Genomic DNA, 15466 nt, shown 5'->3' on the forward strand with positions numbered 1-15466 from the left:
TCTGATCCAGCGACCGGGGCCGACGCCGACGTGCCCCCGCCTCCGGCCGCACCCTCGGCCCAGCAAGGCGACCCCGCCCTGCAAGCGCTGCTCCACATGATTGACGCGCGGACCTCGCGGCAGGCCGCCGCCCGCCAGCGCGCCCGAGACACCAAGGAATCCCCGGCCCATGCCTCTGCCTAAGACGCCGCGCCTGCCCGCCCGCCTGTGCCTCCCGGCCCTGGTGCTGGGCCTTGCCGGCTGCGCCGCCTCATCGCTGGACCTGGCGCCGCCCAGGGCCGACCGCCCCTGGATCCCGCCGGTCGACGCCAACGGCGCCATCGTGTCGGGCCCGGCGCAGCCGGACCGTCCGGACGCCCGCTACACCCTGCCCGCCAACACGGTGGCCGGGGCCCTGCCGCAAGACCCCGGCATCGACCCCGATCACGATTACGCGCTGGCTGAACTCATTGACCTGGCGCAATCGGCCAACCCGCGCACCCGCATCGCCTGGAATGCCGCGCGCAACGCGGCACTGGCCACCGGCATCACCAAGAGCGTGTACCTGCCGCACCTTGCCGCCACGGCCATGACGGGCTGGCAGCGCGGCCATGGCCAGAGCGACATCGGACTGGGCACATCGTCCAGCGACAGCAACGCCCACGGCACCGTGTCCGTGCTGGCGCTGCAATGGCTGCTGTTCGATTTCGGCGGCCGGGAGGCCCGCGTGCAAGCGGCGGAACAGGCCACCATCGCCAGCGGCGTCGCGCTGACCGCGACCCACCAGCTGGTTGTGCAGGAAGTCAGCGTCGCCTATCACGCCTACATCGCGTCACGCACCCGCACCGTCAATGCGCGCCAGGGCTTGGCCAACGCCGGGACGCTGCTAGACGCCGCCCGCGCCCGCTACAAGCAGGGCCAGGGTACCGTGGTGGAAGTTGCCCAGGCGACGCAAAACCGGGAACAGGCCAGACTGGCCGCCGTCACCGCCGAAGGCGCCGAGGAAGACGCCTATCTTGGGCTCATCACCGCCATGGGCATCTCGCCGCTGGCCAGGCCGCGCATCGCCGCAATGCCCGGCACGCCGCTTGCGCCTGACCTGGCGCAACCGGTCGAACAGATCATCACCGACGCGCTGGCACGCCGCCCGGACGTGCTGGCCGCCTATGCCGCAGAACAGGCCGAGCAAGCCAAGGCGCGCGCGGCCGACGCCGATTTCCTGCCCAAGGTCTTCGTATCGGCGGCAACCTCGCACACCTCCGGGCGCTCGTCCATCACGGCGGTGCCCGCCATCGGTCAGCAGGCCGCCACCGTCAACCTGAACGGCAGCCGCTCCGGGTCCAATATCTTCCTGGGCGTCACGCTGCCTTTGTATGACGGCGGCATGCGCACGGCCCTGCGGATGCAGGCGCAGAACGACGCGGCCAGCGCCGGCGAACGGCTAAGCCGCGCCAAACAGGAGGCCACGCGCCAGATCGTCGCCGCGCGCAACGCGCTGCGTTCCGGCATGGCCGCCAACGAAGCCGCCGCCGCGCTGCTCAAAGCGTCGCGCACGACCTACGACGCCGCCCTGGCCGCCTACAAGAACGGCGTGGGCTCGCTGACCGATGCCACGCTGGCGCAAAGCCAGATGCTGATTGCGCAGAACGCCTACGCGGACAGCATCGCCAACGCGCGGTCGGCCGCTGCCGTGCTTGCCGTGGCCACGGGACGGGTGTCCCTGCTGGACGAACGCTAGGCCCGCCACCGGGCCCTCGACACCTCGGTGCGCCCCTCGCAGGCCTTGCGGCCAAGGCCATTTATGCGTTTTACGCAATCACTTATCGAAATAGATTGTTCTTGTTATCAATGACAGGGGACTTCTATCCTCGTTGCAACGTCATCCGACAGCCACGAGGAGATTCTGATGAGCGCGGTTCTGCAAACGACGGCGTCGCCTGCCGCCATGGTGCCCGCCGGGGTGGACCTGGTCGAGTATTACTACGAACGCGGGTTCACCGACGGATTGCCGGTCGTGCCGCCGACCCGGGAAAAGATCGACGAGGTCATCGCGCGGCTGGGCGGCGACGGCGATTTCGTCGAAGCCCGTGTGGCGCCGCGCTGGGGCGAACTGACGCGTGAAGTGCTCGCCATCAACATGGTGATGGCTGGCTGCAAAGCGGAGTACGCGCCGGTGGTGCTGGCCGCCGTCAAGGCGGTGACCGACCAGGCGTTCAACCTGAACGGCGTGCAGGCCACCACGCACGTGGCCGCGCCCTTGCTGATCGTCAACGGGCCGATCGCCCGCGAGATCGGCATGAACGGCGGCGTCAACGCATTCGGTTCCGGCAACCGCGCCAACGCCACCATCGGCCGCGCGCTGCGCCTCATCATGCTCAACGTGGGCGGCGGATGGCCCGGCGACCTGGACAAGAGCACGCTGGGCCACCCCGGCAAATACACCTACTGCGTGTGCGAGAACGAGCTGCAAAGCCCCCTGGCGCCGTATCACGTCGAGCACGGCTACAAGGCCGAGGACTCGACCGTCTTCGCGATGGCGGCAGAAGCGCCGCACAGCGTGACCAACCACATCTCGAACGACCCCGAAGGCATCCTGGACACGATGTGCTCGGCCATGAGCACCATCGCGTCCAACAGCGCCGTGCTGGGCGGCCACATCGCCGTGGTGCTGGGCCTTGAGCACGCGCAGACCATCGGCAAGCACGGCTGGTCGCGCGCGGATGTACGCAACTACCTGTACGTCAACCACGGCAACCGCTTCATCGACCTGGCCTACGGCCACCGCTACGGCAAGGTCTACAACCGCAACCTGCCCAAGTACTACAAGCGCGAAGACGACACGCGCATTCCCATCGTGCACAGCCCCGACCACATCCATCTGTTCGTGATGGGCGGCGAAGCCGGCCGCTTTTCCGTGCTGATCCCCGGCTGGGGGCACATGAGCACGCCGGTGCTGCGCGCGATTGACGGCGCAAGCGCGGACAGCGGCGATTGCACAAGCGGCGCGTGCGCCATTTGACGCGGCGCGCCCGCACCACAACCAGGAGCCAGGACATGCTGATGAATGATGGGGAACAAGTCGCGGTGTTCGACCCGCGCGGCGCGCTGCGCTTTACCGATGCGCCGGTTTCGGCGCGCAAGAAAGCCCTGGCCGGACTGCGGCTGGGCATCCTAGACAACTCCAAGTGGAACGCCAACAAGCTGTTGCGCGGCGCGGCCGCGGCCTTGGGCGAAGACATCGATTTCGCCCAGGTGAACTACTACGTCAAACACAGCTTCTCCAAGGATGCCGCGCCCGAGCTGATCGAGCGCATCGCGGCCGAGAACGACGTCGTGCTGACCGCCATCGGCGACTGCGGCTCATGCTGCTCGGCCTGCGTACGCGACTCCATTGCGCTGGAGCGGCTGGGCGTGCCCAGCGCGGTGATCATCACCACCGAGTTCGCGCGCGAAACCGAACTGACCCGCCAGGCTGTGGGCATGAAAGCGTTGGAACCCGTCGTGATCGCCCATCCGGTCAGCTCCATCACGGCCGAGGAAGTGGCGCAGCGCGTCGCCCAGATCAAGGAACAGGCGCAGCAGGTATGGCTGGGCACCAAGGCGCCGCTGCAGGTGCGCGTGGAACTGCAGTAACAGCGCCGCCGCGCCGCGGCGACAACGGGGGAGGGGAAGATGGGCGCACTGTCGCACTTGCGGGTGCTGGACCTTTCACGCGTGCTGGCCGGCCCCTGGGCCAGCCAGTTGCTGGCGGATCTGGGCGCGGAGGTCATCAAGATCGAACGGCCCGGAGTGGGCGACGACACCCGCGGCTGGGGGCCGCCGTGGATCCGCGACCCGCAGTGGGGCGAGGTGGCGCAATCCGCCTATTTCGCCGGCGCCAACCGCAACAAGAAGTCGGTTGCCGTCGATATCGCCACGGACGACGGCCAGCGGCTCGTCGCGGCGCTGGCGGCGCAGTGCGATGTGCTGATCGAGAACTTCAAGGTCGGCGGGCTGCAAGCCTACGGCCTGGACTACGCCACGCTTAAAGCGCGCCACCCGGGCCTGGTGTACTGCTCCATCACCGGCTTCGGCCAGACCGGCCCCTACGCCGCGCGGCCCGGCTACGACTTCCTGATCCAGGGCATGGGCGGCCTGATGAGCATCACCGGCCGTGGCGACGGCGAACCCGGGGCCGGCCCGCTGAAGGTGGGTGTGGCGCTCACCGACATCCTGACGGGCCTGTACGCCACCGCCGGCATCCAGGCGGCGCTGGCGCATCGCGACCGCACCGGAGCAGGCCAGCACATCGACGTAGCGTTGCTGGACGTGCAGGTAGCCGCGCTGGCCAATCAGGCCATGAACTACCTGGCCAGCGGCAACGCACCCGATCGCCTGGGCAACGCGCATCCCAACATCGTCCCCTACCAGGACTTCGCCACCCGCGACGGCCACGTCATCGTCACCGTGGGCAACGACGGGCAATTCCGGCGGTTCTGCGGCGCCCTCGGTCGCCCCGAGCTGGCTGACGACGCGCGCTATGCCACCAACACCGCGCGCCTGGCCTCGCGTGAAACCCTGATCCCGCAAATCCAGGCGCAGATGGCGCAGCATTCCAGCGCGCACTGGCTGCGCACGCTGGAAGCGTTGGCCGTGCCTTGCGGGCCGATCAACGGGATGGCCGACGTGTTCGCCGACCCGCAAGTCCTGCAGCGCGGCATGCGCGTGCCGATGCCCGATGCGCAGGCCGGTTGCACCGACCTGGTCGGCAACCCGCTGCATCTTTCTGCGACGCCCGTGGCGTACCGCAGCGCGCCGCCTGTGCTGGGCGCCCACACGGAAACCGTCTTGCGGGACATGCTGGGGCTGGAACCGCAGAGGCTTGACGAACTGCGGCGCAATGGCGCGATCGCGGTCGGATCCTGAGATGTGCAAACACAAGAAAGACACAAGGGAGACAAACCATGGAACCATTCACCCGAGCCGGCGCGCCGCGCAGCGTCGTGAGAAGGCGGTTGTTGATCGGTGCAGCCGGCGCCGCCCTGGGGTCCCTGACGACCGGCGCGCAGGCGCTGGCGGCGTCCGGTTACCCGTCCAAGCCGTTGCGCGTCGTCATCCCTTATCCGCCGGGTGGCCCCACCGATATCGTCGGCCGCATCGTCGCAGCGGCCTTGGCCGACAAGCTGGGGCAATCGGTGGTCATCGACAACCGGCCCGGCGCCAGCGGCATGATCGGCGCCGACATGGTGGCCAAGGCGGCGCCGGACGGCTATGTGCTGCTGGTCAACGTGTCGGGCCAACTGGTGAATCCCGCGTTGTACGCCAACATGGCGCATGACCCGCTCAAGGACTTCCGCGGCATCACCAACCTGGCTTCGACGCCGATCCAATTGGTGGTCAGCGCCAATTCACCCGTACAGTCGGTAGCCGAACTGGTGGCGCTGGTGCGGTCCCAGCCGGGCCGGCACAACTTCGCATCGTCCAGCAACGGCACGCCCGGCCACCTGGCCGGCGAAGTGTTCAAGGCGGCCGCGAAGCTGGACGCCACGCATATCCCGTACAAGGGCAGTGCGCCGGCGCTGACCGATGTGATCGGCGGCCAGGTCACCTACATGCTGGATTCGATGCCGTCCTCGATCAGCCTGGTCAAGGGCGGCAAGCTGCGCGCGCTGGCGGTCACCTCGGACACGCGCGTGGCGGCGCTGCCGGAAGTGCCCACGTTCGCCGAACTGAACTATCCCACCGTCAACCTCACCACCTGGTACGGGATGTGGGCGCCGGCGCAAACGCCGTCGGCCCTGGTCGCCAGCCTGTACCAGGCCGTCAACGATGTTCTGCAGCAACCCGAGGTGCGCGCGCGCCTGACCGACGCGCAAGCCATGCCCGTCGGCGATACGCCGGAACACTTCGACGCCTATTGCCGCACGGAAGCGAAGCGCTATGCCGACATCGTGCAGCTTGCCGGGATCCGGCTGCAATAAGCGCGGTGGCCGCTAGGCCCCGCCACGGCGCACGCGGCGGGCGCGCGCCGGCGGGACGACTTGCACCCAGTCGCTGCGCAACTGCGCCAGGAAGCCGCTGGCGCTGGGGGTTAGGCCCCGTTCCTTGAGGAACACCACACCGATGGCCTGGCTTAGCGCAGGCTTGACCAGCGGCCGCGCCACCAGGTCCGCGCTCAACGCCGCAGGCACGGCCCCGCCCGGCACGATGGCGATGCCTACGCCGGCCCAGACGCATTGCATGACGGTGGCGAACTGGCTCACGGTGACCGCGTGCCGCAGCGGCACGGCCGCGATCGACGCGTAGCTGTCGATCAGGCGGCGCGTCTGCGCCTCCCTGGGCAGCGAGACCAGCGCGTACGGCGCCAGCTGCTCCAGCGTCACGCCGGCTTCGGCAGACAACGGATGGTGGCGCGGCATCACTACATGAAAAGCTTCGCGGCCCAACGACACCACCGAGAATTCGTCGGGCACCTCGTCGATGTACGTGATGCCCATGTCGGCCACGCCGCTACGCACGTCATCCAGCACCGTGCCGTGCACGCCCTCGCGGATCTGCAGTTCGATACGGGGCCGCGATTCGCGGTATCGGGCCACGATGCCCGGCAGTTGCGTGTACGCCACCGACATCACCGCGGACACGATGCTGCGGCCGCGCTGCTCGTCGGAGATCTCTCGCATGTTCTCGAACGCGATGCGCAGGTCGGCCAGAACGCGGTTGGCCAGCGACACGAACTCCTGGCCCGCCGCCGTCGTCTCGACCCGGCGCGTGGAGCGATGGAACAGTTCGACGCCGACGGCCTTCTCCACCCGCTGCACCGTGCGGGTAAGCGCAGGCTGAGAGATGTTCAACGTCAGCGCGGCAGCGACGAAGCTGCCGCACTCGGCAACCATGCAGATGGCCTGGAGTTCGCGCGAGCTCAAGTCGGGAAGCGTGACCATCGATGGATGCCTTTGTCGTGGGTGACTGATGCGTCAAACGGAATTATAAGTAGCGCAGTGCTGCGACAGGCATAAGTTCATAACCGGATGAAGGGGTCGGCCGGCAGGCGGAAAGATTCTTAGCTTCCCGTCAGCCAATTGTCCCTAGAATGCAACTTCCGGTGCGACCCGCGCCAGCCCCGCATCCCCGCACGCCCTCATGCCCGCCCCCGACTCCCCCAGTCCGCTTTCCCGTCCCCCATTCCTGCACTTCCTGTTCGCGCGCGTCAGCGCGTCGCTGGCCTTCCAGATCGTCTCGGTCGCCGTCGGCTGGCAGATCTATGCGCTGTCGGGCAGCGCGATAGACCTGGGGCTGATCGGCCTGGCGCAGTTCCTGCCCATGGCCGCGCTGACGCTGGTCGTGGGCCACGTGGCCGACCGCTACGACCGCCGCAAGATCGTCGCCATCTGCATGGCGCTGGAAACCCTGGCCACGCTGGTGCTGGCGATCGCAGCGCTGCATGGCGTGGGCGGTAAGACGCTGATCTACGCCACCATCATCATCATGAGTTCGGCGCGCGCCTTTGAAGCGCCCACCTTGTCCACGCTGATACCCGCGGTGGTGCCCCGCGAGTGGCTGCCACGCGCCACCGCCTTGGCGTCTTCCGGCGGCCAGATCGCGCAGATCGCCGGCCCCGCGCTGGGCGGCATCGGCTACGGATTGGGAGCAGGGTGGATCTATTGCGTGGCGGCAGCGCTGTACCTGACCGCCTTCGCGTCCATCGCCACGCTAGTTATCGAACGCGCCCCGCCGCGCAAAGAGCCGACCACCTGGCGCACGCTGTTTGCCGGCATCACCTTCATCTTCCAGCGCCGGCTGCTGCTGGGCACCTTGTCGCTGGATCTGTTTGCCGTGCTGCTGGGCGGAGCGACGGCCTTGCTGCCCATCTTCGCCAAAGACATCCTGAATGCAGGTCCGTGGGCGCTGGGCGCCTTGCGCGCGGCGCCTGCTTGCGGCGCGGCGTTGATGTCGCTGACGCTGGCACGGCTGAGCCTGGGTGAAAACGTGGGGCGCCTGCTGTTCGGTTCGCTGATCCTCTTCGGGCTGGCGACCACCGTGTTCGGCCTGTCGACCTCGATTCCGCTGTCGGTCGCCGCGCTGGTCGTGCTGGGCGCCGCGGACTCGATCAGCGTCGTGGTGCGTTCATCGCTGGTGCAGTTGAATACGCCTGACCACATGCTGGGCCGGGTCAGCGCCGTGAACACCTTGTTCATCGGCGCGTCCAATCAGTTGGGCGAGTTCGAATCCGGCGTGACGGCCGAACTGTTCGGGGCCGTGCCCGCGGTGGTGATCGGCGGCCTGGGCACGATCGCCGTGGCGGGATTGTGGATGCGGTGGTTCCCGGAATTGAGGAAGCTCAGAACGCTGCATGGAAGCGAGACAGCGCCCACCTGAGGCGGGTGATTTGCGCATTCGTTCGCTCAACGGGTGCGCTCGATCACCCTTCGATTGCCCTGTTTGCTGCACGTGAGCGTGCCCGCGTATTTGTCGCACAGGTTGTCCAGCAACGCAGTTGCGCAGGCGCCGCTCACCGGTTGTGAAATAAGGACGGTGTCCGCGTCGCCCTTCAACTGAATATCCGCGTTCGAGTTGCGGCGCAGCCCGTCAGCGATAGAGCCTAGTGTGCGGGGCGCGCCGGTGAAGGCTTCCGCGTCCGGGGCGAATCGACTGTTCAGCTGCCAATACGTCAGTCCCCACAGGGCGAGCCCCAGCAGGATGAGGAAAAATCCGACGGGACCTTTCAAGCGATATTTTTCATTTCCCCCCTCCATGTCCCGGCCCGCCGGATCAGGCCGAGGACGCAGCAGTAAGTACATCCCCAGCAACAAGAAGCCGAATCCCGCCACGACAAGCAGGACCAGCATGGTGATGTCCAATCCAGGCAATTCCCGTACGCAAGTCAGATCCATGGTCTCTCACCGTTTCGCGTTGGCAAAGAACAGCACCAGCAATTGCGACTGCTGTTGAAAATCCAGCTGCACGAAGCCCTGTCCGATCTCGAACTGGCTGTTGGGGCTCCACTTGATCGTTTGAGGCGCCTGCTTGCCGCGGAACACCGCGGAAATGACCTCGCTGTATTTTCTTGAGAACTCGACGATCTCGGCATCCATCTGCTTGATGGGCAGTTCTGCGCGGACAACGGCTTCGCGGAACAGGCTGGCCCGCGCCAGCACGGGCAGGGCGGCTTCAATGAACTTGCTGTCGGACAACGACGTCGTGTCGCCCGTTTGGGCGAACGCCAGATAGCGGGCAAGGATCTCGGGTGCCAGACGAAATTGCGCGCTATAGGCATCCTGACCCAGCAGGGAACTGAGCACGCCAGGATTGGCGCCGACGCCCGCGAAGCCGAATTCGCACTTGCGCCCGCCGCCGTACCGCTGGACGGTACATGTGCCGTCGGTACTATAGGCCTCGTACTGCCCTGATGAGAACCTGCATTCGCAGAATTTTCCCGGCGCCTGCGGCACCGCGGCCACGCCCATCTGGCCGGCCCCTTGGGCAAGGGCCACGCCGCTCGATAGCATCAGCATTGCGCCGACGGCAGCCAGGATTCGCAGGGGAAATCGGCATTGCGGCATGAATACACCTCGCCATGTCAGAGACCTGAGCAGGAGTGAAGCTTGCCGCCACATTTGATACCAAGATGGCCGTACCGGTGCCAGGACTAATCCAAAAAAACCGCGTGCACCGGCACGGATGGTATCGGCGCTGCCTTCTTCTGACTGGCCCGGTGACGGGGCGGGATCAACGCCTCAGGCTGCGGTAGCAGGCCTCGCAATCGCCGTGCACTTGATCTCGACCAGCAGCCCGGGCCGCGCAAGCTCGCTCACGCCGATGCACGTCCACGCACACCGGCCGCGGGGAAACGTCCTGTCCTTGACGGCGCGGAACACGTCCATGTGGGTGGACATGTCGACGTGGTAGGTCGTCATGTCCACCACGTCCTCGAACGTGCAGCCGGCCTCGGCGAGCACCACGCGCAGGTTTTCCCAGGCCGCGGCGAACTGCGCCTCCGGATCCGCGATGACCTGCAGATCAGGCGTCCTGCCCACCTGCCCGGCGCAATAGACCGTGTGCCCGACCTTCACCGCAGGCGCGTAGCCGGTCCGGTCAGCAAGCGTCTTCATCGAATCGGGGAGGATGATCTGTCGGTCGGTCATGGCAGGCTGAATTCCAATGGAGTGAAGCGTTGGATTTTAGCTAGCCTGGACGGCGACCGACCGTCACTGGGTAGCTGCTGCCTACGCCTTGCCGGTGGGCGCCTGAATCATCTTCCAGCCATTGCCGGCCGGGTCGCGGAAGCCGGCGTCCACGCTGCCATAGCGGTCAGTGGGTTCCTGCGTGAACTCCACACCCAGCGCTTTCAGTCTGGCGTAGCTGGCGCGGCAGTCCGACACCGATAGCACCAGGGGCGGCATGGCCCCTTTGGCGACCATGGCACGCAGGGTTTTTGCGGTGGCCTCGTCATGGACAGGCGGGCCCGGTGCGAACAGGCCAAGCTGGAACGCGGGCTGATCCGGATGCTGGACCGTGAGCCAGCGATACGGGCCATTGCGCACATCCGTGTGGATGCGAAATCCTAATTTGTCTACGTAGAACGCCAGCGCCTCGTCCTGATCGTCGACGTATACGCCCACCACATTGATACCTTCGTTCATGGCTCCTCCTTGGTTGAGGCCCCCACTGTATTGCCGGCCAAGCGGCGGCGCTTCTCCAAAACTGCGGTGCCCAGATCAGGACGCTGCGCGGCCTTCACGACACACGCGGGCACCCGGCCGATGTCGGGCATCGTCGCCCGCGCCTCGCTGCGCATGGCGCTGGGGGACAAGCCCGTGACGTCATGGAAAATGCGGCCGAACGTGCCCAGGCTTTGCCAGCCGGTCGAGAAGGCGATGTCGGTGATGCTGAGCTCGGTATCGCGCAGCAACGAGACCGCCTGTTCGATCCGGCGCGTCAGCAGATAGCGGTGCGGCGGAAGGCCAAAAGCCCGCTTGAAGGAGCGCGCGAAATAGGCCTCCGAGACCCCACTGACCTCGGCCAGCCGGCTGACCGGCCAGGCCTCGTGCGAGGCGGCATCCATGCGGTCTTTGGCGCGCAGCAAACGGCGCAGCAGGGCAGCATCCTGCAATGGCTCCGTAGCGGCGGGATCCGGTGGGGATGCAGGCGGCGGGGCATGCGAGGCGGCGCGGGATCTCATGATGTCCGGCGTTGGCGAAGGGCAGAGTGTTCGAGTGTAGAGGACGGGCGACCGCTCGTGGGCGCCGAGGCCCATCACGTTGGCCCCGGTGCTTGCGGCGCTATGCGTACTCGGCCCATTCCATCACCACCTTGCCTTGCGCGGCGCCCGAACGGACGCGTTCGTGAGCCGCTTCGGCTTGGTCGAACGTGAACCGCAAGCTGTCCAGGCGCGGCACCAGCCTTCCGGCTTCGACGAGCGCGGCAGCATCGCGAAGGATCTGGCCATGCGCGGCCCGGCCTTCGCCCGTCAGCAACGGCCGCAGCGTGAAGATGCCCGCATAGCGCGCCGAGCGGAACGACAGGGGCGCCAGCGAATGGGTTCCCCAGCCAAGAGAGCTGGTGACCCGACCGAACTGGCGGACGGCCTGGAAGGCGATGTCCAGGGCCCCGACACAGTCATAGACGACGTCAAATCCCTTGGCGTCGGTGAACGTTTCCACATAGGCATCCACCGTCGTCTCTCGGCTGATCGGGGTGGCGCCGATCGACCGCAGATAGTCCGCCGCGGCGTCGCTGTCCACGGCGAACGTCTGGGCGCCCCGGGCGCGCGCAAGCTGCAGCGCCACGTGACCGACGCCGCCCGCCCCGCCGATCACCAGCACCTTTTCCCCAGCCTGCACGTTCACGTTGTCCACCATGCCCTCCCAGGCGGTGATCACGGCAAGCGGCAGCGCGGCGGCTTCGCGCATAGAAAGATTGGCCGGCTTTTTTGCCAGTAGCCGGGCGTCGACCGATGCGAACTCCGCCATCGACCCTTGCACGCCGCCCACACCGCCCGCCAGGGCCCAGACCGCATCGCCCGGCGCAAAGCCCGCGACGCCAGCGCCGACGCGCACCACCGTGCCGGCCAAATCGGTACCCAGTACGGCGGGCAAGGGGTGGCGCGCATGGCCAGCGGCACCGGCGCGGATTTTCGTATCAAGCGGATTGACGCCGCTGGCGTGGATGCGCACGAGCACTTGGCCTGCACCCGCTTCAGGCAACGGCGGTTCACTCCAGCGAAAAGGGCCGTCGGGCGCCTCAACGGTAAGGGCGCGCATGGTGTGTCGATTCATGAAAGGTCTCCAGATAAAGAGGGTCTGGAAGCCACTTTAGGGGTTATAAAACCGTATGAGAACTAGCTATAACCGAATTCAGTTCATGCAAAAATGAATGACTCCCTGGATTGGAACGACGTGCGGATTTTCCTGGCCATCGCGCGGGAAGGCAGCTTGGGTGCAGCGGCCCGCCGGCTAGGGCAGACACAGCCGACAATGGGCCGGCGCCTGAAGGCGCTTGAACGGCAGATCGGGCACGTCCTGTTCCAACGCACGCAGCACGGCTTCATTCCGACAGACGAAGGACAGGCCCTGTTCCTGCATGCGGAACGCATGGAGATCGAGGCGCTTGCCGCCACGCGCGAATTGTCGAGCGCGGACACACAGCTATCGGGCATGCTCAGGGTGTCTTGTTCGGACTGGTTCGGCTCGCTGCTGTTGGCTCCCGTCATCGCGGAATTTTCCGGACGATACCCCGGCGTGACGCTCGAACTGCTGACCGACCCGCGCTTGTACAGCCTGCCGCACCGGGAAGCGGACTGCGTAATGCGCATCCTGCCTTTCGATGATCCGGATGTCGTCAGTAGAAAGCTGCGGCGGACCGAGTACGCGTTGTACGGCCGGCCCGGGCAACGGAACGCAGTTGCCGGCGATGGCCGCGGCTGCCGGCTCATACTGATGGATACCGCCTTCGGCAAGCTGCCCGACGTGGGCTGGGTCACCGGCCTGCTGCCCGATGCAACCATCGGTGCGCGCAGCAACAGCCGAGAAACGCAGGCCAGGCTATGCGCGCTTGGCGTCGGACTGGCGGTGCTGCCGCGGCCTCTGGGTGACGCCACGCCAGGCATTGCGCCGATCAACATCGGCGAGACGCCGCCTGCGCGCGACACCTGGCTGGGGTACCACCGCGACATGCGCAGACAGCCTCGGCTGAGCCGGTTCGTGGAGCTGGTGGTTGCACGGCTGTCGGACGAAGCCACAAGCAGAATACCTTCGCAATAATCCCAATTCCGGGTCACCCCTGCGCCCAAACCCCCGCCACCCCATCCCACAGCAGCTTCGTCGCGGTCACGACAAGCAGTCCATAACAAAGCCGGACCATCTGCGCCTGGTTGAGCCTGTGGTGCAAGCGCCAGCCCGCCCACACGCCAAAGAATGCCGCCGGCAGACAGATCGCCACCAGGCTCCAGAACCCCCACGACAATTCCCCGACCGCCAACCAGGGCCCCGCCTTCAGCAGGTTCCCGATGGTGAAGAACATGCTGGTGGTGCCGGCATAGACCTCTTTGGACAACCCCAACGGCAGCAGATACATGGCAAGCGGAGGGCCGCCCGAATGCGCGACCATCGTCGTGATGCCCGACGCGCCACCCGCCAGCAACGCCTTGTTCTTCGACCGCGGGCGGGGCTGCACCGTCGACCTGCCGCGCCACCACAGCCACGCGAAGAGCAGGGTGGTCACCGCCATCAGGATTTCCACGACATGACGATTGATGTCTCGCAGGACGAAATAGCCGGCCAGCACGCCGGCCAATAGCCCCGGCACCAGATACGCCAGATCCGGCCGCGACCACGTGCGCGGGCGCCAGTACCGGAACGCGTACAGGTCGGTCGCCACGAAAATCGGCGCCAGCAAACTCCCGGCCTTGATCGGGTCCATGACCAAGGCCAGCAATGGGATGCCGATGATCGCGAAGCCGCCACCGAAAGCCCCCTTCATGAAGCCGATGACCCCGACGGCGAGGACAGCCATCGCGACGACAGAAAAATTGAAATCCATGATGGGAAAGACGTAAGCGGTGAGTCGGATTCGCTGGCTTGCAGCGCGTTGTGCGACGCCATCCTATGCCTGATAATCAGTGCATCCAAAAAATCGTCCTGGATACGCTTTCCTTGGCTTCCTCCCACTACAAGCAGCTGGTGGACCAGCTTGCGGCAGATATCCGTGCCGGACGACTGCGTCCCGGAACGCGGTTGCCCACGCATCGCGAACTGGCGTCACGCGAGGGGCTTGCACTGGCGACCGCGACGCGCGTCTACGCCGAATTGCAAGTCATGGGCTTGGTCAGCGGCGAATCCGGCCGCGGCACCTTCGTCAAAGAAGCGCTTCCGCGCGGCCACGGCATCGACCTGCGCGCATGGAACGACGACACCACCGAACTCACCTTCAATTCGCCCACCTTGCCCGGCCAGGCAGAGCGGTACCGCACGGCGCTGCGGCGGCTTGCGGCCAAGGGCGACCCCGAGGCATTGCTGCGCTACCGGCCGCATGGCGGCACCGATGAAGAGCGGGCGATCGCGGCCACGCATCTGACGAAACGGGGATTCGCGGCAACGGCGCCATCAAGCTTGCTTGTCAGCGGTGCGCAACATGGCCTGACCATCGCCGCCATGGCCCTCTTCGAACCCGGCGACGTCGTGGCCGTAGACGCGCTGACCTATCCCGGATTCAAACTCGCTGCGGAGTTCTCGCGGCTGGAGCTTGCAGCGGTTCCGGCGGCCGGCGACGGCATGGACCTGGATGCGTTGGCCGACCTGTGCCGGCGACGGCCCGTGCGCGCGGTGTACACAATGCCGACCCTGCACAATCCGCTGGGATGGGTGGCCAACGCGGCATGGCGCGAAGCGTTGGCGGACATCGTGCGCCGGCATGGACTGATGCTGATCGAAGACGGCGCGTATGCCTTTCTGGTCGAGGATGCCCCGCCGCCGCTTGCAGCGATTGCGCCCGAAGCCACCGTCTATGTATCGAGCCTGTCCAAAAGCGTGGCAACGGGCTTGCGTGTGGGGTCGATCAGCGCGCCAGCGGCTTGGATTCCAAAGCTTGAACGTGCCATCCGCGCGACCACCTGGAACACGCCCGCCACCATGACCGCCATCGTCTGCGGCTGGATCGAGGACGGCACGGTGGCCAAGCTGGAGGCCGAAAAGCGTCGCGACGCCGCACAGCGACAACGCGTGGCGGCCGAGGTCCTGGGAGCGCTGAATCCCGTCAGCCATCCCACGTCGTATTTCGTCTGGCTTCCCCTGGCGCCGGAAGTGCGCTCGGACGCCATCGCCATGGCATTGATGCGCGAACGAATTTCGGTATCGACCGCGCATCCCTTTGCCGTCACGCCGCATGTGCCGCATGCGATCCGGCTGGCATTGGGGTCGGTAGGCATGGATGAACTCCGGCGGGCGTTGTGCGCGGTAGCACGGGTGGTGGCGGACCAGACGGACCGGTAGGCGTTCGCGCAGCTCCCGCAGGG

General features: G+C 66.6%; 17 protein-coding genes. 9 read left to right on the plus strand and 8 right to left on the minus strand.

Translation table 11 applies throughout. The features are described 5' to 3' along the window. From AC27VE_RS01760 to AC27VE_RS01785, 6 genes are all read left to right on the plus strand, one after another. Positions 1–183, plus strand: a 183-nt coding sequence (locus AC27VE_RS01760) for a hypothetical protein (RefSeq protein ID WP_488702894.1), incomplete at its 5' end; no start/stop codon positions are given. Beyond that, positions 170–1717 carry a TolC family protein gene (locus tag AC27VE_RS01765; RefSeq protein WP_488702895.1) on the plus strand — a complete coding sequence of 516 codons (1548 nt, stop codon included), beginning with the start codon at positions 170–172 and terminating at the stop codon, positions 1715–1717. The genes AC27VE_RS01760 and AC27VE_RS01765, both read left to right, overlap by 14 nt. Before the next feature lie 168 nt (positions 1718–1885). Beyond that, complete coding sequence (locus AC27VE_RS01770; RefSeq protein ID WP_424626143.1) at positions 1886–2998, plus strand: hypothetical protein; 1113 nt, start codon at positions 1886–1888, stop codon at positions 2996–2998. A 35-nt stretch (positions 2999–3033) separates the two neighbouring features. After that, positions 3034–3612, plus strand: coding sequence for a UGSC family (seleno)protein (locus AC27VE_RS01775; protein WP_488702896.1), 579 nt, complete (start codon positions 3034–3036; stop codon positions 3610–3612). Between the two features lie 39 nt (positions 3613–3651). Continuing rightward, the gene (locus AC27VE_RS01780) at positions 3652–4884 is read left to right on the plus strand and encodes a CaiB/BaiF CoA transferase family protein (RefSeq protein ID WP_427958354.1); all 1233 of its coding nucleotides are present in this window, start codon (positions 3652–3654) and stop codon (positions 4882–4884) included. A 38-nt stretch (positions 4885–4922) separates the two neighbouring features. Then, the gene (locus AC27VE_RS01785; protein WP_488702897.1) at positions 4923–5939 is read left to right on the plus strand and encodes a Bug family tripartite tricarboxylate transporter substrate binding protein; all 1017 of its coding nucleotides are present in this window, start codon (positions 4923–4925) and stop codon (positions 5937–5939) included. Positions 5940–5951: 12 nt separating this feature from the next. Here the strand turns inward: AC27VE_RS01785 and AC27VE_RS01790 are convergent, their stop codons facing one another. Continuing rightward, positions 5952–6899 carry a LysR family transcriptional regulator gene (locus tag AC27VE_RS01790; RefSeq protein ID WP_427958353.1) on the minus strand — a complete coding sequence of 316 codons (948 nt, stop codon included), beginning with the start codon at positions 6897–6899 and terminating at the stop codon, positions 5952–5954. A gap of 199 nt (positions 6900–7098) precedes the next feature. Here AC27VE_RS01790 and AC27VE_RS01795 point away from each other — a divergent pair, with 199 nt between their 5' ends. After that, positions 7099–8334 carry an MFS transporter gene (locus tag AC27VE_RS01795; protein WP_424626139.1) on the plus strand — a complete coding sequence of 412 codons (1236 nt, stop codon included), beginning with the start codon at positions 7099–7101 and terminating at the stop codon, positions 8332–8334. 26 nt (positions 8335–8360) lie between these two features. Here AC27VE_RS01795 and AC27VE_RS01800 read toward each other — a convergent pair whose 3' ends face one another. From AC27VE_RS01800 to AC27VE_RS01825, 6 genes are all read right to left on the minus strand, one after another. Further along, positions 8361–8804: a hypothetical protein gene (locus AC27VE_RS01800; protein ID WP_488702898.1), complete on the minus strand. Its 444-nt coding sequence runs from the start codon at positions 8802–8804 to the stop codon at positions 8361–8363. A gap of 51 nt (positions 8805–8855) precedes the next feature. Next, on the minus strand, positions 8856–9470 hold the full coding sequence (locus tag AC27VE_RS01805; protein WP_488702899.1) for a hypothetical protein: 615 nt from the start codon (positions 9468–9470) through the stop codon (positions 8856–8858). A gap of 222 nt (positions 9471–9692) precedes the next feature. After that, complete coding sequence (locus AC27VE_RS01810) at positions 9693–10100, minus strand: RidA family protein (protein ID WP_488702900.1); 408 nt, start codon at positions 10098–10100, stop codon at positions 9693–9695. A gap of 81 nt (positions 10101–10181) precedes the next feature. Continuing rightward, the gene (locus AC27VE_RS01815; protein ID WP_006226098.1) at positions 10182–10598 is read right to left on the minus strand and encodes a VOC family protein; all 417 of its coding nucleotides are present in this window, start codon (positions 10596–10598) and stop codon (positions 10182–10184) included. Then, on the minus strand, positions 10595–11137 hold the full coding sequence (locus tag AC27VE_RS01820) for a helix-turn-helix transcriptional regulator (RefSeq protein WP_377785591.1): 543 nt from the start codon (positions 11135–11137) through the stop codon (positions 10595–10597). Before AC27VE_RS01820 ends, AC27VE_RS01815 begins: the two co-directional genes overlap by 4 nt. 100 nt (positions 11138–11237) lie before the next feature. Then, complete coding sequence (locus AC27VE_RS01825) at positions 11238–12233, minus strand: zinc-dependent alcohol dehydrogenase family protein (RefSeq protein ID WP_488702901.1); 996 nt, start codon at positions 12231–12233, stop codon at positions 11238–11240. A 93-nt stretch (positions 12234–12326) separates the two neighbouring features. Here AC27VE_RS01825 and AC27VE_RS01830 point away from each other — a divergent pair, with 93 nt between their 5' ends. Beyond that, positions 12327–13217: a LysR family transcriptional regulator gene (locus tag AC27VE_RS01830; protein WP_488702902.1), complete on the plus strand. Its 891-nt coding sequence runs from the start codon at positions 12327–12329 to the stop codon at positions 13215–13217. A 13-nt stretch (positions 13218–13230) separates the two neighbouring features. Here AC27VE_RS01830 and AC27VE_RS01835 read toward each other — a convergent pair whose 3' ends face one another. Continuing rightward, positions 13231–13968 carry a sulfite exporter TauE/SafE family protein gene (locus AC27VE_RS01835; RefSeq protein ID WP_488702903.1) on the minus strand — a complete coding sequence of 246 codons (738 nt, stop codon included), beginning with the start codon at positions 13966–13968 and terminating at the stop codon, positions 13231–13233. A gap of 140 nt (positions 13969–14108) precedes the next feature. Between AC27VE_RS01835 and AC27VE_RS01840 the strand changes: the two genes are divergently transcribed. Beyond that, positions 14109–15443: an aminotransferase-like domain-containing protein gene (locus tag AC27VE_RS01840; RefSeq protein ID WP_488702904.1), complete on the plus strand. Its 1335-nt coding sequence runs from the start codon at positions 14109–14111 to the stop codon at positions 15441–15443. The last annotated feature ends 23 nt before the right edge of the window (positions 15444–15466 follow it).

This window comes from Achromobacter sp. 18P8.1.1, assembly GCF_057799415.1.